Genomic DNA, 19,746 nt, shown 5'->3' on the forward strand with positions numbered 1-19,746 from the left:
GCCGTCACGAGGTGTGGCGCCGAGCACATCGGCCCGGCCGGTACGCTGGGAAAAGACCCGGCGTCGCTACGGCGGCGCAGGTCGCCCCAATCCTCTTCCCGTATCAGGAGTTCCCGCGTGCCTGCACTCACCTCCGAGAAGGTCAGGACAGACCTCCGGAACATCGCGATCGTGGCTCACGTCGACCACGGCAAGACGACGCTGGTCGACGCCATGCTGCGCCAGTCGGGTGCGTTCAACGAGCGCGCCGAGCAGGTCGACCGCATCATGGACTCCGGCGACCTTGAGCGGGAAAAGGGCATCACGATCCTGGCCAAGAACACGGCCATCCGCCGCAACACCCCGGACGGACCGGTGACGATCAACGTCATCGACACCCCGGGTCACGCCGACTTCGGCGGCGAGGTCGAGCGCGGCATGTCGATGGTCGACGGCGTCGTGCTGCTCGTGGACTCGAGCGAGGGCCCGCTGCCGCAGACGCGGTTCGTGCTGCGCAAGACCCTCGAAGCCGGCCTGCCGGTGGTGCTCGTGGTGAACAAGGTCGACCGCGGCGACGCCCGTATCGCCGAGGTCGTCGAGGAGACCCACGACCTGCTGCTCGAGCTCGCGGGCGACATCGACGGCATGACCGACGAGGCGATGGACTCCGTGCTGAACATGCCGGTGATCTACGCGGCCGCCCGTGACGGGCGCGCGAGCCTCGAGCGGCCCGCCGACGGCGATGTGCCCGCCAACGAGAACCTCGACCCGCTGTTCGACACCCTGCTCGAGCACATGCCGCCGCCCGCGGCCGACCCCGAGGCGCCGCTCAGCGCGCTCGTGACCAACCTCGACGCCTCCAGCTTCCTCGGCAGGATCGCGCTGGTGCGTGTCTACGCGGGCAAGATCCGCAAGGGCCAGACGGTCGCGTGGATCCGCGAGGGAGGCCAAATCCAGCAGGTGCGCATCTCGGAGCTGCTGGTCACCCAAGCCCTGGAACGGGTACCTGCGCAGGAGGCGACCGCGGGCGACATCGTCGCGATCGCGGGCATCCCCGACATCACCATCGGCGACACGCTCGCCGACCCGGAGCACGCCGAGGCGCTGCCGCGCATCACGGTCGACGAGCCCGCGATCTCGATGACCATCGGCGTCAACACCTCCCCGATGGCGGGCCGCGGCGGCGGCGACAAGGTGACCGCGCGCCTCGTGAAGTCGCGGCTCGACCAGGAGCTCATCGGTAACGTCAGCGTGCGCGTGCTGCCCACCGAGCGCCCGGACACCTGGGAGGTCCAGGGCCGTGGCGAGCTGGCGCTGGCCGTGCTCGTCGAGCAGATGCGCCGGGAGGGCTTCGAGCTCACCGTCGGTAAGCCGCAGGTGGTCACCAAGACCGTGGGCGGCAAGCTCCACGAGCCGTTCGAGCGGCTCTACATCGACGCTCCCGAGGAATACATGGGCGCGATCACGCAGCTGCTGGCCGCGCGCAAGGGCCGCATGGAGGAGATGGAGGGCTCCGGCACCGGCCGGATCAAGCTCGAGTACGTCCTGCCGTCGCGCGGGCTCATCGGCTTCCGCACCGACTTCCTCACCGAAACCCGTGGCGCCGGCATCGCCAACCACGTCTTCGAGGGCTACTTCCCGTGGGCGGGCGAGATCCGCACGCGGAACTCGGGTTCGCTGGTGGCGGACCGCACCGGACCGGTGACCACGTACGCGATGCTGCAGCTCGCCGACCGCGGCGAGTTCTTCATCGAGCCGGGTGCCGAGGTGTACGAGGGCATGGTCGTGGGCGAGAACCCGCGTGCCGAGGACCTCGACATCAACATCACCAAGGAGAAGAAGCTCACCAACATGCGCTCCTCCTCGGGTGACGAGCTGGAGCGGCTCGCCCGGCCGCGCAAGCTCGGTCTCGAGGAGGCGCTGGAGTTCTGCTCGAGCGATGAATGCGTCGAGGTCGCGCCGAAGGTCGTGCGAGTCCGCAAGATGACCCTCGACGGCCCGGAGCGGGCCAAGGAGCGCTCGCGCGCGAAGGCCCGCGACCGCTCCTGAGGTAGCCGGCCACCGCGGGTGGTGCGTGTCCGGACGGGAGGGGACTCCGGACACGCACCGGGGTGCGGATCCGCAGGCGGCCGCGGAGCCGTCGGCCACGGCGGGACCGCGATCGGGGGAACCACTCGACCCGGTCGTGCGTCGGCAATGGTGGCCTTGCCGCGAGTTGACATCCGGTCTGGCAGGCTCGAGCCGGTCCGGTGGTGGGTTTCGCGCCGGACGTTGCGACACGCGAGGGAGTAGCGGCAGGTGCGCGCGATCGTTGGGGGACGAGCAGGCCGGAACGCGGTCGTGCTCGTGTTCGCGCTGGTGTCGGTGCTGGTGACGGCGTGCACGAACATGCCGCCCCCGCCGGTCGTCAGCTCGCCCATCGCGGAGACGTCGAAGGCGGCGCCCGGTGACAGCTCGGACATCGCGGTGGCCGTCGACTCCATCCGGGGCGGCTACAACCCGCACAATCTGGCCGACCAGTCCACGACGACGCAGGCGCTCGCGACGATGCTGCTGCCCTCGGTCTTCCGGCCGGGCGAGGACGGCAAGCGGGTGCTCGACGAGCGGCTGATGCGGTCGGCGGAGGTCGTCGCCCACGATCCGTTCACGGTCTCGTACCGGATCCGGCAGGACGCGTCCTGGTCGGACGGCGCGCCGATCGCCGTCGAGGATTTCGTCTACCTGCACGAGGCGATGCGGTCGCAACCCGGCGTCGTGGGGGCCGCGGGCTACCGGCTGATCTCCGAGATCCGGCCCGCGGACGGCGGTAAGCGTGTCGACGTCGAGTTCTCCGAGCCGTACCCGGGCTGGCGGACGCTGTTCGACCACCTGTTGCCGCAGCACCTGATGAAGGACGTGCCCGGAGGCTGGCAGAACGCACTGAGCGGCAGTTTCCCCGCCTACGGCGGGCCGTTCGCGATCACGACGGTCGACTCGGCGCGCGGGGAGATCGTCCTCGAACGCAACGAGCGGTACTGGGAGGAGCCCGCCGCCGTCGACCGGGTCGTGCTCCGCCGGACCGATCCGTCCTCGCTCGCCGGCGCGCTGGGCAGCGGTACCGACCAGCTCGCCGTCGTCGGCACCGACGAGACGGGCAGGCAGCGCCTCGACGGGCTCGGCGACGACGTGTCCGTCTCGGAGGTGCCGCGGCCCTACGTGGTCTCGACGTTGCTGCGGCCGGTGGCGACGCTCGCCGACGGCCAGGTACGGGAAGCCGTCGAAGCCCTCATCGACCGGGACAAGCTCATCGAGGCCGGCGCCGCGGGCGGCCCGTCCGGGTACGAGAGGGCCGGAGCACACGCCCTGGCCCCGTCGGACGACGACTACAGCGCGACCCTGCCGGCGAAGGCGTCGCCGCGGCATCCGCAACCGCGCAAAGCGCGCAGGCTGCTGGAGGAGGCGGGATACGAGCGCATCGCGGGCACGTGGACCCGCGACGGGCGGCCGTTGTCGCTCGCGCTGGCGGCACCGGGCGAGCGGCAGCCGTTCGCGGCGGTGGTCGACGAGCTGTCCCGTCAGCTCGTCGAAGCAGGGATCGAAGTCAGGGACGCGACTCCGGAGTCGTCGCGACAGCTGTTCAACCGCGTGCTGGCACCGGGCGAGAACTCTGATGGTGCGGTGCAGGTCGACATCGCCGTCGTCGGCCGTCCGGTGAGCGGCGATCCGGCGTCGACGCTCGCGTCGGCCTACGGCTGCGTCCCGCTCGTCACCTCAGGCGGCGACGGAGACGGAGACGGAGACAGTGACGGCGGCGGCGACGGCGGCGGCGACGGGGACGAAACTCCCGACGAAAGTTCGGAATCTGCCGGCGGTAGTACGAAGGAAGGTAGGCCGGACGAGACCGGCGACGGTTCCGGACAAGAGGGGAGCGACACCGGCGAAAACGACGGTGGTGGGGACGATTCCGGCACCGGATCGGACGGGGCGGAAACCGGCGAGAGCGGTGACCCGGACAGCACCGAGGTGCAGCCCGCGAATCCGGCCGCGTATTGCGACCCGGACCTGCAGTCGATCATCGTGGCTGCGCTGACCGGCTCGAAACCGCTGGACGACGCGCTGCGCACCGTTGAACCGGCGCTGTGGGAGGCGGGAGTGACGATCCCGTTGTTCCAGCCGATCGATACGATGGCGGTGACGACCGACGTCGACGGGATCGGGGCCGCGCCGATGCCCGCGGGGCCGTTCGCGTCGGCGGTCGAGTGGAGCCGTGGCGAGAACTGAACCAACTCGCCGCCCGGACGGGTGCACATGTTCCCGGTGTTTCGATACCCGCGGGTCCACCTCAGGGTTTACATTGCTCTTCACAAGCCACTTGTCGGGTGCCAGATGTTTACCGAACGTAAGAAGTGGATGTCCGGACGCTAGGCGGAAGTCACCCTTTGGTCACGATCCCTAGGGAGATGGTGACTCGCAGTGCCTCATCTTCCTAGCGTTCCTCCGCATATGCGCCAAACGAGTGGCTTGGCGTGTCATATGCTCCGGCCAGACCGGCCGGAGGGTGTGGACTCTGCGGTGCGGACAACCGCAGAGTCTTCAGTGCTAGGAGGGCACACGAATGAGGAGATCCAAAGCAATCTCCGCCATGGCTGTGACGGCGGTGTCGGCTCTCGTGCTGACCGCCTGCGGCGGCGGAGAAGAGAACTCGGGCGGTGGCTCGACGGGCGACGTCTCGGGCATGGCCGAGGGCAAGGCACAGGAAGGCGACGTCTTCACGCTCGCCGACGTGCCTGAGATGGACCCGGTGACGGTCGCGATCGACGACCAGTTTACCGCGTACAACAATGACACCGCGGACGCGAACAGCTCGTACAACAACTACGTGCTGACCTCGGTGCTCGCTGCGCCGACCCTGCTCGACGGCAACAACAAGGTCCTGACCAACGGCGACGTCATGGAGTCGATCGAGGTCACCTCCGAGGACCCCTTCACCGTCGAATGGAAGATCAAGGACGGCGCCAAGTGGTCCGACGGTGAAGCGTGGGACTGCTCCGACTTCTACCTCGCCTGGCTGGCTCACTCCGGTAAGGCCGACGGGTTCAACGTCGCCTCCAGCACCGGCTACGAGCTGATCGACCAGCCCGAGTGCCAGGACGCGCAGACCTTCACCGCCGAGTTCTCGCAGCCCTACATCGACTACAAGGGCCTGTTCTCCTCCGGCGCCATCCTGCCTGCGCACATCCTGGAGCAGGAGACCGGAATCGACGACATCACGTCGATCACCCCGGATTCGTCGAACGTCTCGGACGTCGCCGAGTTCTGGGCAGGCGGCTGGAAGGGCTTCGACGCCGAGCTGATGCCGGGTTCGGGCCCGTACAAGATCAAGAGCTTCAACCGCAACTCCGGTCGGGTCGTGCTCGACAAGAACCCGGAGTGGGTCGGCGCCAAGGGCGGCCCCACGGAGGTCACCGTCCGCACGATCCCGAACACGCAGGCCATGGCCACCGCGTTGGAGAACGGCGAGATCAACGTCGCCGCGTCGACCCAGCCGGACTCCACGGCCGCCACGACGATGCAGAACCTGGAGTCCCAGGGCGTCACCTACGGCTCCGCGCCGCAGCTGACCTACGAGCACCTGGATCTGAACTTCGATCGCCTCTTCGCCGATGAGGCCGCCCGCAAGGCGTTCTTCGCGGTCGTGCCGCGGCAGGAGATCGTCGACAAGCTGTTGAAGGGCGTCCAGCCGGACGCCGAGGTCCTGCAGAGCATCGTGTTCTTCCAGGGTGAAGACGGCTACGAGGACCGCTACAGCGACAAGGCGGGCCAGGGCGCCGAGCAGGCCGAGCAGATCCTGCAGGACGGCGGCTGGGAGAAGGGCGACGACGGCATCTACGCCAAGAACGGTGAGCGCTTCTCGATCGAGATCTCGCACAACGAGAACGATCGCCGGAAGCAGACCGTCGAGATCATCCAGTCGGCGGCGTCGAAGGCCGGTATCGAGGTCGTCGACGACCAGGACGCCAACTTCCTCGCGGGCCGGGTCGACAAGGGTGACTACGACGTCGCGCTGTTCGGCTGGTCCTCGGAGCCGTTCAAGACCACGCAGAAGGGGCTCTACTCCTCCGACGGCGGCCAGAACTGGCAGGGCCTGGAGAGCGACGAGGTCGACAAGGCCTACGACGCGGCGGTCGACTCGACCACGGAGGACGAGGCCCGCGAGCACTACGTGGAGGCCGACGAGGCGCTGGCGAACGAGCACGCGACGCTCCCGCTGTTCGCCACGCCGTCGATGTGGGGCTTCCGCGGCATCGACCGGGTGTACATGCAGTCCTACAACGGTGCGCTGTGGAACGTCGGTGAGTGGGAGGCCGCCGAGTAGTCACTCGGCATCTCTGTCCGCCGACAGTGCCGTGAGCACTCGATCGCGCTGACGTGACCGTCGGGGGCCGGACCGATCGTCCGGCCCCCGACGGCCGACGTAAGTACCTGTTCACTCTGCGCTGAGAACCACTATCGTGGCGCGAGCAGTAGCGCATGATTCCGGGCAGGGCTCGGACTAGGAGCAAGTCGTTGAACCTGGTTGTCTACATTCTTCGCCGATTGGCGATTTCGATTCCGATCCTGTTTATCGGAAGTTTCCTGGTTTTCTGCATGGTCGCGGCCGCGGGTGATCCTCTCGGCGAACTGAGAACGCAACCAGGGGTGAGTCAGGAGGCGATCGATCAGCTGTCGCGGCAGCTGGGGCTCGATCAGGGCATCGTGCCGCGTTATTTCGACTGGCTCGGTGGCTTCCTCACCGGCGACTGGGGTATCTCCATCGCCCAGGGCTCGAACATGCAGCCCGTGTTTCCGAAGGTCATGAGTGCCTTCGAGGTCACGATCCAGCTGATCCTGGCCGCAGAGATCATCGCGGTGCTGCTGGGTGTGGCCGTCGGCGTGCTCGCTGCGGTGAAGCAGTACTCGCCGATCGACTACATCGCCACGACGATGGCGTTCATCTTCTTCTCGATGCCGATCTTCTGCGTCGCGATCGTGCTGAAGATGTACGGCATCGATCTGAACGTGATGATCACCGATATGGGGTGGGACTCCTGGCTCGGTAATCCGTTCCTCAAGACCACGAGCCCCGAATCGCTCAGTGGTGACGGGTTCTTCGACTCGATCATCAACTACATCGGTGGGCTGTTGCTGCCGACCCTGTCGATCATGTTCATCAGCTTCGCCGCCTACAGCCGGTTCCAGCGTTCGTCGATGCTCGAGACGATGAGCATGGACTACGTCCGTACGGCGCAGGCCAAGGGCATCTCGCAGGGCCGCGTGATCATGCGGCACGCCTTCCGCAACGCGCTGATCCCGGTGACGACGCTGTTCTCGGTGAACTTCGTGACGGTGGTGACCGGCGCGATCATCACCGAGCGGGTGTTCGCGTGGAACGGCATGGGCTCGGTGCTCGTCGAGGCCGTGAACAAGAACGACCCGAACACGCTGATGGGCTGGATCGTGGTCATCGCCATCTCGGTGGTCATCGCCAACCTCATCGCTGACCTGGTTTACGGCATTCTGGACCCGAGGATTCGCGTTGGCTGACTTGAACTCGATCGAGGCCGGTTCCGAATCCGGCCGTGACAAGAACCCCGACGGAAGCGGAGCCGAGGCACTGCCGGAGGCCCGCAGTCAGGGCACGATGGTGCTGCGGAAGTTCCTGCGGCACAAACTGGCCATGGGCAGCGTGGTCGTACTCGCGCTGATCATTCTGGCGTCGATCATCGTGCCACTGTTCTACCCGCACAGCTTCGCCGACGCGTCCTTCTCGTCCTATGTGGATCCGAGCGGGGAGCATCCGCTGGGCACCACCCAGGTCGGCAAGGACATGATGGCCCAGGTGCTCAGGGGGACCCAGTTCTCCCTGCTCATCGCGATCACCGTGGCGTTCCTGACGACCGTCATCGGTGTCGTCCTCGGTGCGCTCGCCGGGTATCTCGGCGGGTTCACCGACTCCGCGATCTCGCGGCTGACGGACCTCTTCCTGATCGTGCCGTCGATCGCGGCCGCGGCGATCATGGTGCGGGTCTTCGACGGCAGCTGGTACGTCGTCGCGCTCGTGCTGGCGATGTTCGCGTGGATGCCGATCGCCAGGATCACGCGGGCCGAGGCGATGTCGTTGTCGCAGCGGGAGTTCATCGAGGCGGCGCGTGCGTCCGGTGCCGGAACCGGGCGCGTCGTGTTCAAGCACCTCGTACCGAACATGGTCGGCACGATCACGGTGAACGCCACGCTCGCCGTGGCGCAGGCGGTGCTCGCGGAGGCCGCGCTGTCGTTCATCGGCCTGGGCGTGCAGATCCCGGACACCTCGCTCGGCCTGGTGATCTCGGAGAACTACGAGCAGATGCAGGGCAGGCCGTGGCTGTTCTTCGGTGCCTTCACGGTCCTGGTGCTGATCTCGCTGACGATCAACTTCATCGGTGACGGGCTGCGGGACGCCTTCGACCCGCGCCAGCGCAAGGTGAAGGCCTGACGAATCGGGCCAGAGGTTTCTCCGCCCCGGCCGGGGCGGAGAAACCCGGTCTCCCGAGATCGCCTGCCTCGGCGCTGCGAAGCACGAGAACGGCGCTACGAAGTACAAGAAGAACGACACGAAAAGGGCGGTTGTCGTTTCCCGAGGAAACGACAACCGCCCTTTCGTGTGTGGTGCCCACCTGCTCACTCGGCGAGCGTGTACCGGCCCGCCTCCCAGGCCTCGCGGCGCTCACGCTGCCGCGCCGGGTCGGCCACCGGGGCGGCGGCCAGCAGGCGCTTGGTGTAGTCGTGTTGCGGGTCGTGCAGCACCTGGTCCCGTTCGCCGACCTCGACCAGTTCGCCCTTGCGCATCACGGCGACGCGGTCGGCCAGCAGGTCGACGACGGCGAGGTCGTGGCTGATGAACAGGCACGCGAAGTTCAGGCGCTGTTGCAGGTCGAGGAAGAGGTCGAGGACCTTGGCCTGCACCGACACGTCGAGCGCCGACGTCGGCTCGTCGGCGATGAGCAGCTTCGGCTCGAGTGCGAGGGCGCGCGCGATCGCGATGCGCTGTCGCTGACCGCCGGAGAGCTCGTGCGGGTAGCGGTTGCGGTAGTGGCCGGACAACTGCACCTGGTCGAGCAGTTCGGTCACGCGCGTGGTCAGCGCGTTGCCGGAGAGCACCTTGTGCAGCACCAGCGGCTCGGCGATCGACTCGCCGATCGTCATCTTCGGATCCAGCGTGGAGGCCGGGTCCTGGAAGACGATCGAGAAGTACCTGCGCAGCGGCCGCAGCTGTTTCGTCGACAGCTTCGTGATGTCCCGGCCGCCGACGGACACACTGCCCGATGTCGGGTCGAGCAACCGGATCGCGCACCGGCCGACGGTCGATTTGCCGGACCCGGATTCGCCGACCAGGCCGAGGATCTCCCCGCGCTGGATGCTCAGCGACACGTCGTCGACCGCGCGGATCTTGTTCTTGCGGCCGCGTCCCGGGAACTCGAGCACGAGGTTGTCGAGCGCGAGCGCGGGCGCGTCGTCCTCGACCTCGGTCGCGAGCTCTGCCTCCATGTCCTTGAGGCGCTGCGCGACCTCCGAGTCGGCGATCTCCGGCTCGGCCTCGGGCGATTCCGACTCGGCGGATCTGCGCCCGGCAGGGCGGGATCCCAGGACCGGCACCGAGGAGAGGAGGCGTTTCGTGTAGTCCTCCTGCGGGTCCGCGAACAGCTCCGCGACGGGCGCCTGCTCGATGATCTCGCCCTGGTACATGACGAGCACGCGATCGGCGAGGTCGGCGACCACGCCCATGTCGTGCGTGATCAGCACGATCGCGGTGTTGAGCTCGTCGCGCAGTTGACGCAGCAGGCCGAGGATCTCCGCCTGCACGGTCACGTCGAGCGCGGTCGTCGGCTCGTCGGCGATGATGATCTTCGGGTCGCACGAGATCGCCATCGCGATGACCACGCGCTGGCGAAGACCGCCGGAGAGCTGGTGCGGATACTGTGTGATCCGATCGTTCGGTTCCGGGAAGCCGACCAGCTCGAGGAGTTCGACGGCCCGCTTGTCGGCGTCGGCCTTCGACATCTTCTTGTTGTGCGCCTGAAGCGACTCGCGCAGTTGCCAGCCGATGGTGTACATCGGGTTCAGCGCGGTCATCGGCTCCTGGAAGATCATCGCGATGTCGTTGCCGCGGTGCTTGCGCAGCTCCTTGGGCGAGAGCCCGCCGAGGTCGAGGTTCTCGACCTTGCGCTCGCCGGTGATCGACGATGTCTTCGGCAACAGGCCTGGGACCGACATCGAGGTCACGGACTTGCCCGACCCGGACTCGCCGACGATCGCGAGGATCTCCCCGGGTTCGACGTCGAAGCTGATGCCCTTGACGGCATCGATCGGACCGTCCTCGGTCTTGAACGAGATTTGCAGGTCCGAAATGGACAGGATTGGGCCGGTTGTGCCGGCTACCTGCGGTGACTGTGTTCTTGTGCTCACCGGATGCCCTTCGAGTGCGGGTTCGGGTGCCACGTTCGATGGTCGTGGACGTGACGTGAGCGCGAGGATAGTCGACATGGGCCGTTCGGGGGACGGGTCGAAGGAACTAATGTTGAGCTGTGATCTCGGACGATGAGCGCGGGGCCGGTGTGAAGCGCGGGGCCGATGGGCACGGCACCGACCGACACGGCGTCGTGCTGGTGCATGCGCATCCGGACGACGAAAGCATCACGACGGGCGGCACGATCGCCCGCTACGCGGCCGAGGGCGCGCAGGTGACGGTGGTGACGTGCACGCTCGGCGAGGAAGGCGAGATCATCCCGCCTGCGCTGAGTGAACTCGGGGCCTGGGCGGGTGACCAGCTGGGCGGTTACCGCAGCGGTGAGCTGGCCGCCGCCGGACGGGCCCTGGGCTGGAGCGCCCACCGGTATCTCGGCGGTATGGGCCGCTGGCGTGACTCGGGGATGGCAGGCACGCCGTCGGCCGAGCATCCGCGGGCGCTGACCGGCGGTGACGTCGAGGAGCAGGCCCGGCAGCTGGGCGCGATCCTCGACGAGCTGCGCCCGCAGGTCGTCGTCACCTACGACGCCTACGGTGGGTACGGCCACCCCGACCACATCCGCGCGCACGAGATCACCATGGTGGCCGCGCCGAGGGCCGCATCGGTGCAACGGGTGTTCCACACGGTGTCCTCGCGTCGGGCGGTCACCGACGGCCTCGCCGCGCTGCGCGCCACGGGGGAGGTCGGATTCCACATTCCCGATGACGGCGAGTTGCCGACCACGCCGGACGCGGATATCACGACGGTGATCGACATCGGTGCGCAGCGGTGGCGCAAGTTCGCGGCTCTGGCCGCCCACGAGACGCAGGTCAGCGTCGGATCGGACTGTTTCGCGTTGTCCAACGGCATCGCCCAGCCCGTGCCGCCGGCCGAGTACTTCGTGCTGGCTCACGGCCCGGTTGCGGGTGCGCAGGCGGACCTGTTCGGGGGGCTGCGGTGAGTCACGGCACCACAGGCCGGGCACGGGCGGTCGCCGCGGGGTGGCTCGTGCTGTTGTCGGTCGATGCGGTGCTGTTGGCGCTGCTGGAGCTGTTCTTCCTGCCGCTTCGGCTCGACGGCACGCTGTTGCCCCGATTCGGGGACGTGCCCTTCCCGATCGTGGTGGTGCTCGCCGTCGTGACGACGCCGTGGCTGGTGTCTGCGGCGAGCAGGCTCGGGGAGCGCAGACTGGGCATGGTGCCCCTCGTGGTGTGGGTACTGACGGTGTTGGTGGTGGGAGTCGCGGGCCCGGGAGACGACCATGTGCTCCTGGCCGACCTGCGTACGCTGCTGCTGCTCGGTGGCGGAGCGGTGCCCGCGGCGCTTGTGCTCGGCGGTGTGCTGGGCCGTGCGGCACGGGAGTCGCTCGGGGCCTCGTCGTCGGAGCAGTCGAAACGCACCCGGCCGGGGTCGACGCCGACACGGAGGTAGAGCGGGACATGTCCGACCACATCACCGATGCCCACCTGGTCAGCGTGCTGCGCCCGTACGTACGCGCCACCGGGCCGCTGGTGGACACCCTGCGCGAGAAGGACCCGTTCTCGGTGCTCGCCCGCGAGGCCGAGGATCCGGTCCTCGACGATCCGAAGCTGCGCGACCGCCTGCTCCACGGGCTCAACGCGATGAAGCTGCCGGGGACGGCCGCGTGGGCGGACATGGACACCGAAGCGCGTACGAAGTGGTGGACGGGCCGGGTCGGCCGGTTCACGTCACTGGTCGCGGCGGTGCCGGGGATCGCGGGCGCGGTGTCGGATCTGCTGCCGGTGCAGGACACCGTCGGGGCGGCGGGGCAGGGGCTGCTGTTGTGCGCGCTCGCGGGCGAACGCGGGCACACCGATGTCGCCACGCGGGTGCGGCTGATCGCCTGGGTGCTGTTCGAACGGGAGATCCCGGAGGAGCTCGCGGAGGGTATGCAGGCCGACCGCGGCGCCGAGGACGCCGAGACCGAACGACTGACCGAGGAGCTCGACGGCGAGCAGTCGGCGAGCAGCAAGGCGTCGCTGAAGACGGTGGCCCGCACATTGTGGCGGCTCGGGCGCTCGCTGCAGGAGATCCCGGACGAGCTCGAGAAACGGCCGAGCGGACGCCTGTATCACAACGCGCTCGGGCTGCTGCCCGGTATCGGGCTGGTAGGCGACTACCTGGGGGAGCGGTCCGGGCTCAAGCGCGTCGCGAAGCGGGCCGCGACGTGGTTCGCCGCCCATCCCGTGCGTCCCACCTCCCCGGGTGATGTATCACCCGGTCGTGACTGAACCGCGGGTCCGAACGCCGGCAGGTCCCTGTCGGACCGGGTCGGGGGCGCGTGCCGGACCGGGGACGGGGCGCGTACCCGGTCCGGGCGGCCGGGCAGGCCACCGCCCCGGCGGGCATCAGCGCCAGAACATGAACGCCAGCTGGCCGAGCTGCGCCGCGATGTCACTGCCGCCTGCGGCGCCGAAGATGGCGTTGGTGATGTCCCACAGTGCGGCGCTGACGCCGGGCACGGCGATGATGAACGCGAACAGCACCAGCGGTGCCCACGGCCGGGCCTTCGCACCGAACTCCCGTGCCTGCGGCGACAGGTACGGCTCGATCGCGCCGTAGCCGTCCAGCCCCGGAACAGGGAGGATGTTCAGCACGAACGCCAGGATCTGCACCGAGGCCAGGTAGGACAGGCCGATCACGAGCCCGGCCGGCAGCGGCGCGAGCACGATGACAAGTGTCAGCACGATGCCGATCGCGAGGTTGCTCAGCGGGCCTGCGAGCGAGACCCACGACGACACCTTGCGCGAGCGCAGCGCCCCTCGGTTGATCCACACCGCGCCACCGGGAAGGGGGATGCCGCCGATCGCGAGGATGATCAGCGGCAGCACCAGCGACAGCACCGGATCGGTGTAGCGGCGGATGTCCATCGACAGGTAGCCCTTGAGCGCCACCTCCCGGTCACCGCCCCGGTAGGCCACGGCCGCGTGCCCGAATTCGTGCAGCGTCAGCGATACCGCCCAGCCGCCCAGCACGAGCACGACGATGCCGAGCGTGCCGAGGACGTCGCGGTCGATGCTGCCGAGACCGACCGACAGCGGCGGGAACAGTGCACAGAGCACTCCGCCGGCGACCGTGGCGGCGAGCAGGGCGTAGAAGAGCGGGCTGGGCCGGACCACCGAACGTTGCACGCGCCCATCCTCGCGCATCCGGTGCGTGGCGGGTGTAAGCGGCGGGGTGGTACTGCGGCCGGTGGTCCGGTCCACGTCTCCGGCGGCAGCGTCCGGCGGCCGGTGCGGCCGGGTCGACGTGCCGCGTTCGCCGTGGTGAGGTGGGGCGCGGGTGCAGTTGTGAGATCGCCGTGTGGTTCGCCCGGCGTGTCCGCTTGCAAAACGGCCGCGATCTATCCCCCATCCTCGCTACTCCGCTTGACCTCGCTGCACCACACAGGTGTAATCACATTGATGTCATTCGCTGCCAAAGGGGGGCAGTGCAGGACAGGTTCGCACTGCGAACCGGTGTGACGGGCTCAGGGGACGAACACCGCCAGCCTGGGAGTGCGTGGAAGCGAGGAGGCGGACGTGCGGTTGGACATGACGGGAACCGAGCGGGCTCGGCCGGTGGATCGGGCGGCTCAGGCCGAGGACGAGTTCGAGGCCCTCGCGGAGCTGCTCGACATCACCGACGAGCAGCAGTGGCAGGAACGCGCGCTGTGCGCGCAGACCGACCCGGAGGCGTTCTTCCCCGAGAAGGGCGGCTCGACGCGCGAGGCCAAGCGGATCTGCCAGGGCTGCGAGGTCAAGGACGACTGCCTCGAGTACGCGTTGGCCCACGACGAGCGGTTCGGCATTTGGGGCGGACTGTCCGAACGGGAGCGTCGCAAACTCAAGAAACGCGCCGTCTGACTGGGACGCCGTCTGACAGGGACGCCGTCCGACCCGGGAACGTGGCGCGCGAGCTACGGCCGGGTGTGGTGCGGTCCTGAGTTCTCGGCTCCCGAGTTCCGGAGTGGTCGGTGCCCCGAGAATCGTGGTCCGGCCCGGTCGAGTCCGGCGTCGCTGGGCCCGCGTGCGAGTCTGCCGATGTGACCGATCCGAATGACGTGTCCGATCCGGACGGCGAGTACGCAGCGGGCGAGCAGGCAGCGCGCGGCAAGCAGGCAACGGGCGAGCAGGCAGTGCGCGGCAACCGGTCGGCGCACCGGGAGCGGTCGGTGCGCGGTGAACGGGCGGCGCGCGGTAAGCGGGTTCTGACCGCACCGCCGACCGTGCTGGTGCTGTCGCTCACGGCGTTGGCGCTGCTGCTGCACGGGGCGGCGGCCGACCGCCTCGGTGCCGACCTCGCCGGTGGTGCGCTGCTTCCCGTCGGCGATCTCGCCGCCGTGTGGTCGGCGTATCTCGACGCGTGGCACGGCGTGGCGGGCGGCACGACGAGTGCCGGTTCGCCTGCGCTGGCGGTGCTGGGCGCGGCGGGGGCCCTGCTCGGCGGGCCGGCCGTCGCGGTCTCCCTGCTCCTGCTGCTCGACCTTCCCGCGTCGGCACTCGTCGCCTACGCCGCGACGCGGCGACTGAATGCGGGCCGGTGGGCGCGCGCCGGTGCGGCGGCGGGCTACGCCCTCGCGCCTGCCGCGACCGACGCGGTCGCCTCCGGGCGGATCGGCGTCGTGGTCGTGCACCTCGCCCTGCCCGCGGTCGTCGCCGGGATCGCGGCGCTGCTGACCGGCAGCGAGGTGCGCCTGCTGCCGCTCAGCGCGGTGTGTGCCCTGGGCCTGGCGTTGCTCGGGGTGTTCTCTCCCCTGACCTACGGGATGGTCCTGGCCGGTCTGCTCATCGGCTTCGTGGTGCTGCCTGCCCCGGAGGGGCGGTCGTGGAAGAGGCTCCCCGCCATGGTGATGGTGGTGCTGCTGCCGCTCGCACTGGCGTTGCCATGGCTGCCGACGCTGGTCGCGCATCCGGAGCTGCTGCTGCACGGGCTCACCGGACCGGCCGATGCGGCATCCGTCGCGGGCCTGGCCGGGCTGCATCCGTCGGGTGGCGTGCCGCTCGGCCTCGTACTGGTGGTCGTGGCAGCGGTCGCGGTCGCCACGGCGGCCTCCGCGCGCATGGCGGCCGGCGCGGGACTCGTGGCGATCGGCTGCGCGGGAGTGGCCGTGACGCAGTTGGTGCAGGTGGAGCCGATCACGGGTGGTGGTGCTGCGCCCGCGTATGCCGGTGCGCCGCTCGTGGTGGTCACGGCGGGCCTGGTCGCGATCGTGCTCGGCGGGCGCCGCGGGGCGGGCGACGGCGGTCCGCGGACGGCCGTCGCCGGCGGTGTCGCGGTCACGCTCGTCCTGCTGGCGACGGCTGCCTTCCTCGGCGGGGGCGGCGAGGTGCGCAGCGGCGGTGGCGTTCGCCTGCCCGCGGCGCTCGACGAGGAGTTGGACGACAACGGGCGCGGCGTGCTCGTGCTGGGCAGCGACGGGACGCCGGATCGGATGGCGGCCGGGCGCACGCCGCAGTTCGGCGACGACGCGCTCTCGCCGGTCGGGGGCATGGCCGAGCGGCTCGAAGGCTGGCGCTACGGACTGCTCGGCGGTTCTCGTGACGCCGTCACGAACGTCGCCGCGGCGGGCGTCGAGTTCGTCGTGCTGCCGGCAGGCGAGAACGGCCGCGAACTGCGCACCGACGTGAGCGACCTCGTCAGCCGGGCCCCGCGCACCTCCGACGGCCGGACGGTGCTGCGCCTGACCCCGGAGGCGGGCCAGGTGACGCTCGTGTCGCCGGAACAGGCGCACCACGCGGTCAGTGGCAGTGCCCCGAGCGACGAGCTCATGCGCGGTGCAGCGATTGCGCCGGTCGACGCGCAGTTGCCCGACGCACGTGTGCGCGTCTCCGCGGGGCCCGACGGCAGGCTCCTGGTACTGGCCGCGGAGTACGAACCCGGGTGGAGCGCCACGATCGACGGTGAGCCGGTGCCGATCACGCCCGCATGGGGACATCAGGTGTCGGTGGCCGTGCCGGAGGCCGAGTCCGAGGTCGTGGTCCGCTACACCGCCCCGTGGCACTCCGTGCTGCTGCTCATCGGTGTGGCGGCCCTGTTGTTCACGGTGCTTACGGCTGTGCCGGGGAGACTGCGGACCTCGCGCTCGACGTGACGGGGCCGGCTGCGACGGGCCGGAGTGCGGCGGGTCAGTGGCCGCCGTCGATGATGTCCGGTTCCACGCCGATGTAGGCGGCGATCTGCTCCACCAGTACGTCGTGCACCAGGTCTGCCAGGTCGGACGGGTCCTGGGCACGCGCTTCGAGCGGCCGTCGGTAGAGCACGATGCGGGCGCGGGTCGGCAGTCCCGAGCGGTCGACGCCCGCCGGGACCAGCCGCGACAACGGTACGGCGCCGTCGTGCAGCACGCCGTCGTCCGTCTGGTCCGGCGGACCGTCCTTGACCTCGGGAACGTCGTCCACGGCGACGTCGAGCTTGGTCAGCTCACTGCGCCAGCGACCTTCGATGGGTTCGAGCGCGTCCAGCACCAGCGAGTCGAACCGCTCGGCGGGGCTCGACGCGGCAGGCAGGCTGGCCGGATACAGCGGGCCGCGAAGACCCCGCCCGTGGCGGTCGCGCCGCATGCGCCGTCGAAACCGTGCACTTCGAGCCGTCGTCACCGGACCCAGGGTACCCATCCGCCCACCCCTGTCGCACCGACCTTCCCGGTGAGGCAGATCCTGTGATTCCGCCGGATCCACGACGTCGAGGCCTCGCGCCGGTTGTGGTGTGTGACCGCGCAGCACCTGCACGGGCCTGAAGGTCAGGTGAGACCTGAAACGTGCTGTGCATGGATGCTCCATGTCTTGCTGTGTGGTTTGATGTCGTGTGTGGCATCGAGGATCCCTCATGGAGGGAATTGATCATGATTCGTAGTTTCCGGCTCGGCAATCATCGCTCGTTCGCGGGTGAGGGTGAGCTGCTGTTCATGCCGGTGAAGGAGGCAGCCGGCAGTTCGGTTGTGCCGGTGACCGCCATCTACGGAGCGAACGCTTCGGGTAAGTCGAACCTCATCGACGGTTTGCTGTTCATGCGCAGCGCGGTGCTGGAGTCCTTCGGCCGGTGGGAGGTCGACGGGGGCGTTCCGCGTAAACCGTTCCAGCTCGGCGAGGTCGATGAACCGTCGTTGTTCGTGGTCGAGCTCGTCCTGCACGGTGTGCCCTACACGTACGGCTTCACCGTCGACGACGAGGCCGTCCGGGAGGAGTGGCTGTACTCCTATCCCGAGAAGCGTAAACGTAAGATCTTCGAACGGGAGGGTGAAGAGATCACCTTCGGGAGCACGGTGGTCGGGGACCTGCGTGCCAAGCTCACCCTGCTCGAAGAGCTGATTCGGCCGAATGCCTTGTTCCTGAGCGGATGTGCGAACACGAAGATCGACGTGGTGATGCCGATCTTCGAGTGGTTTCAGTCGCAGCTCCGGACGCGTCGGGTGGATGCTCGCCCGCGGGGGGAGGTACTGGCACGCCAGGTACAGCGCTTCGTGCAGGACGCTCCCGACAAGCGAGACAAACTCATCACGCTACTGCGTGCTGCGGATGTGGCTATCAGCGATGTCCAGTTGGACGAGGTGGACGACCCGAGAGCACAACGACAGCTGCGTGATTTGGACGAAGAGATCAGTGAGCTGCGTGAGACGGTCGACGGAGACGAGGAGGGTGCGAACGGCGAGAGCGCAGCACGACTGCGATCTCTATTACGTCACCGTGAGCGCTTGATGCAGCGCAAGCGCACCGAGCTCAAGTTCATGCACGATGCGCTGGGGGAACCACTCGGTATCGACGACGAGTCCGCGGGCACGCGCAACTGGCTGGACCTGCTCCCGACAGTTCTCGGAGCGCTGGAAAACGGCAGTGCGGTTGTTGTTGACGAGATCGATGCGAGTCTGCATCCGCTGCTCACAGCACGGCTCATCGGCCTGTTCCAAGACCCGGAGGTCAACCCACACCAGGCACAGTTGATCTTTACCACTCACGACACCACCCTGCTCGGCAGCATGCTCGGTGAGGACGTCCTGACGAGGGAACAGGTGTGGTTCGTCGAGAAGGGCGCAGCAGGCGCGAGCAGCGTGTACGCGCTGAGCGACTTCAAACCCCGCAAGGACCAGAACACCGAACGGCGCTACCTCGGCGGGAGCTACGGAGCGGTCCCGATACTCGACCCCCAGCAGTTCGCCGACGCGGTGCTCGGTTCATGACCCGACGAGAGAACACGCGAACCAGACGGGCTCGAGCAGCACGTGAAGAGCGTGCCCGAATCCTGCTGTTGTGCGGGGCAGAAGTCACCGAGCCGAGCTATTTTCGCGGGCTGAAGCAACGGTATCGGCACCCTGCTGTCAACGTGGTCAGGAAGGGTGGCAAGGATCCTGTCAGCCTGATCCGTCTCGCTGCCAAGCTTCGTGAGCAGGACGAATGCGACGAGACGTGGTGCGTTATCGATGTCGACGAGTACAACATCGATGCGGCGTTCAGCGAGGCCCAACGACTCGATGTCAAGCTCGCAGTGTCGAACCCCTGCTTCGAGTATTGGTTACTCCTGCACTTCGAGCGGTGCGAAGCCCCGCTGCCCTGTTTCCAAGACGTGGAACCTCGATTGAGGCAGCAAGTGCGCGGATACAACAAGAAGTCCCTGAACTTCAGCGATTACGCTGCTGGCGTCACCGACGCGGTGGACCGCGCGAAACACCGATGCGGGGACATCACGCGGGCACACCAGGTCAACCCGTCCACTGGCGTCTGGGCGCTTGTCGAGCGGATCAGTACGAGCTGAGCCGGCAATGCGGAACCACCGCACAGAACGGCACCGCCGAGATGGGTGCCGGTGGGAGACGGGTGGGCGGGCGTGTCAGCTACCCCTCCCCCGGGAGGAGGGGCTATCGTGATCAACCGTGCGGAGCGTGCGGAAGTGTTCGCGAACGGGCTGTCATGAGCCCGCTGTCGCCACGCTGACCTACGCCTACCGTGATTCCACCGCCGTCGTGGGGCCGCTTGCGACCTCGTCGGAGCCGCATTCCTACGACCTGTGCGAGGCCCATGCGGTGCGGTTGACCGTGCCGCGTGGCTGGGAGGTCGTGCGGCACGAGGGTGACTTCTCGCCGCCGGAGCCCACGGTCGACGAGCTGACCGCGCTGGCCGAGGCGGTACGTGAGGCGGGGCGTCCGGAACCGTCCGAGCGGCGTGCCGGTTCACCGGACCGGTCCGGTGAACCGGGTGCGATGGGCACGACGGGGACGGAACCGGGCAGGCGCGGACACCTCCGCGTTCTCCCCGGTCACGCTCAGTGATTAG

The 19,746-nt window shown here is 68.5% G+C and carries 16 protein-coding genes; 13 read left to right on the forward strand and 3 right to left on the reverse strand.

From position 1 onward, the window contains the following. Positions 1-117: 117 nt before the first annotated feature. The 5 genes from typA (at position 118) to LY41_RS09520 (ending at position 8,470) form a co-directional block, all read left to right on the forward strand. Positions 118-2,028, forward strand: coding sequence for a translational GTPase TypA (gene typA, locus LY41_RS09500; RefSeq protein WP_253863503.1), 1,911 nt, complete (start codon positions 118-120; stop codon positions 2,026-2,028). 249 nt (positions 2,029-2,277) lie between these two features. Next, on the forward strand, positions 2,278-4,239 hold the full coding sequence (locus LY41_RS09505) for an ABC transporter family substrate-binding protein (protein WP_253863504.1): 1,962 nt from the start codon (positions 2,278-2,280) through the stop codon (positions 4,237-4,239). A 334-nt stretch (positions 4,240-4,573) separates the two neighbouring features. After that, positions 4,574-6,334 (forward strand): ABC transporter family substrate-binding protein, encoded by a 1,761-nt coding sequence (locus LY41_RS09510; RefSeq protein WP_253863505.1) that lies wholly within the window; start codon positions 4,574-4,576, stop codon positions 6,332-6,334. 191 nt (positions 6,335-6,525) lie between these two features. Next, complete coding sequence (locus LY41_RS09515) at positions 6,526-7,542, forward strand: ABC transporter permease (protein ID WP_253863506.1); 1,017 nt, start codon at positions 6,526-6,528, stop codon at positions 7,540-7,542. A 1-nt stretch (position 7,543) separates the two neighbouring features. Further along, positions 7,544-8,470: an ABC transporter permease gene (locus tag LY41_RS09520; protein WP_253864062.1), complete on the forward strand. Its 927-nt coding sequence runs from the start codon at positions 7,544-7,546 to the stop codon at positions 8,468-8,470. Positions 8,471-8,655: 185 nt separating this feature from the next. Here the strand turns inward: LY41_RS09520 and LY41_RS09525 are convergent, their stop codons facing one another. Continuing rightward, positions 8,656-10,440, reverse strand: a complete 1,785-nt coding sequence (locus tag LY41_RS09525; RefSeq protein WP_253863507.1) for an ABC transporter ATP-binding protein — start codon at positions 10,438-10,440, stop codon at positions 8,656-8,658. Between the two features lie 200 nt (positions 10,441-10,640). On the opposite strand from LY41_RS09525, the gene mshB reads away from it, so the two are divergent. From mshB to LY41_RS09540, 3 genes are read left to right on the forward strand one after another with little or no spacing between them, the layout of a single operon-like run. Further along, entirely contained in the window at positions 10,641-11,441 is an 801-nt protein-coding gene (mshB, locus tag LY41_RS09530) for an N-acetyl-1-D-myo-inositol-2-amino-2-deoxy-alpha-D-glucopyranoside deacetylase (RefSeq protein WP_253864063.1), read from the forward strand. Further along, positions 11,438-11,911, forward strand: coding sequence for a hypothetical protein (locus tag LY41_RS09535; protein WP_253863508.1), 474 nt, complete (start codon positions 11,438-11,440; stop codon positions 11,909-11,911). Before mshB ends, LY41_RS09535 begins: the two co-directional genes overlap by 4 nt. Before the next feature lie 8 nt (positions 11,912-11,919). Continuing rightward, on the forward strand, positions 11,920-12,732 hold the full coding sequence (locus tag LY41_RS09540; RefSeq protein ID WP_253863509.1) for a hypothetical protein: 813 nt from the start codon (positions 11,920-11,922) through the stop codon (positions 12,730-12,732). A 117-nt stretch (positions 12,733-12,849) separates the two neighbouring features. On the opposite strand, the gene LY41_RS09545 is transcribed toward LY41_RS09540, so the two are convergent. Then, positions 12,850-13,632, reverse strand: coding sequence for a site-2 protease family protein (locus LY41_RS09545; protein ID WP_253863510.1), 783 nt, complete (start codon positions 13,630-13,632; stop codon positions 12,850-12,852). A 390-nt stretch (positions 13,633-14,022) separates the two neighbouring features. On the opposite strand from LY41_RS09545, the gene LY41_RS09550 reads away from it, so the two are divergent. Both LY41_RS09550 and LY41_RS09555 read left to right on the forward strand, forming a co-directional pair. Next, positions 14,023-14,346, forward strand: a complete 324-nt coding sequence (locus LY41_RS09550; RefSeq protein WP_253863511.1) for a WhiB family transcriptional regulator — start codon at positions 14,023-14,025, stop codon at positions 14,344-14,346. A 179-nt stretch (positions 14,347-14,525) separates the two neighbouring features. Beyond that, positions 14,526-16,574 (forward strand): YfhO family protein, encoded by a 2,049-nt coding sequence (locus tag LY41_RS09555; RefSeq protein ID WP_253863512.1) that lies wholly within the window; start codon positions 14,526-14,528, stop codon positions 16,572-16,574. Between the two features lie 34 nt (positions 16,575-16,608). Here LY41_RS09555 and LY41_RS09560 read toward each other — a convergent pair whose 3' ends face one another. After that, the gene (locus tag LY41_RS09560; RefSeq protein WP_253863513.1) at positions 16,609-17,043 is read right to left on the reverse strand and encodes a metallopeptidase family protein; all 435 of its coding nucleotides are present in this window, start codon (positions 17,041-17,043) and stop codon (positions 16,609-16,611) included. 281 nt (positions 17,044-17,324) lie between these two features. Here LY41_RS09560 and LY41_RS09565 point away from each other — a divergent pair, with 281 nt between their 5' ends. The 3 genes from LY41_RS09565 to LY41_RS09575 all read left to right on the forward strand — a co-directional run bounded on the left by LY41_RS09565 (position 17,325) and on the right by LY41_RS09575 (position 19,742). Continuing rightward, the gene (locus LY41_RS09565) at positions 17,325-18,656 is read left to right on the forward strand and encodes an AAA family ATPase (RefSeq protein WP_253863514.1); all 1,332 of its coding nucleotides are present in this window, start codon (positions 17,325-17,327) and stop codon (positions 18,654-18,656) included. Continuing rightward, on the forward strand, positions 18,653-19,228 hold the full coding sequence (locus LY41_RS09570) for an RloB family protein (RefSeq protein ID WP_253863515.1): 576 nt from the start codon (positions 18,653-18,655) through the stop codon (positions 19,226-19,228). Before LY41_RS09565 ends, LY41_RS09570 begins: the two co-directional genes overlap by 4 nt. Before the next feature lie 118 nt (positions 19,229-19,346). Beyond that, complete coding sequence (locus LY41_RS09575) at positions 19,347-19,742, forward strand: DUF3499 domain-containing protein (protein WP_253863516.1); 396 nt, start codon at positions 19,347-19,349, stop codon at positions 19,740-19,742. Positions 19,743-19,746 lie beyond the last annotated feature (4 nt).

This window comes from Prauserella halophila, from assembly GCF_024171895.1.
GTDB classification, from domain to species: Bacteria; Actinomycetota; Actinomycetes; order Mycobacteriales; family Pseudonocardiaceae; genus Prauserella; species Prauserella halophila.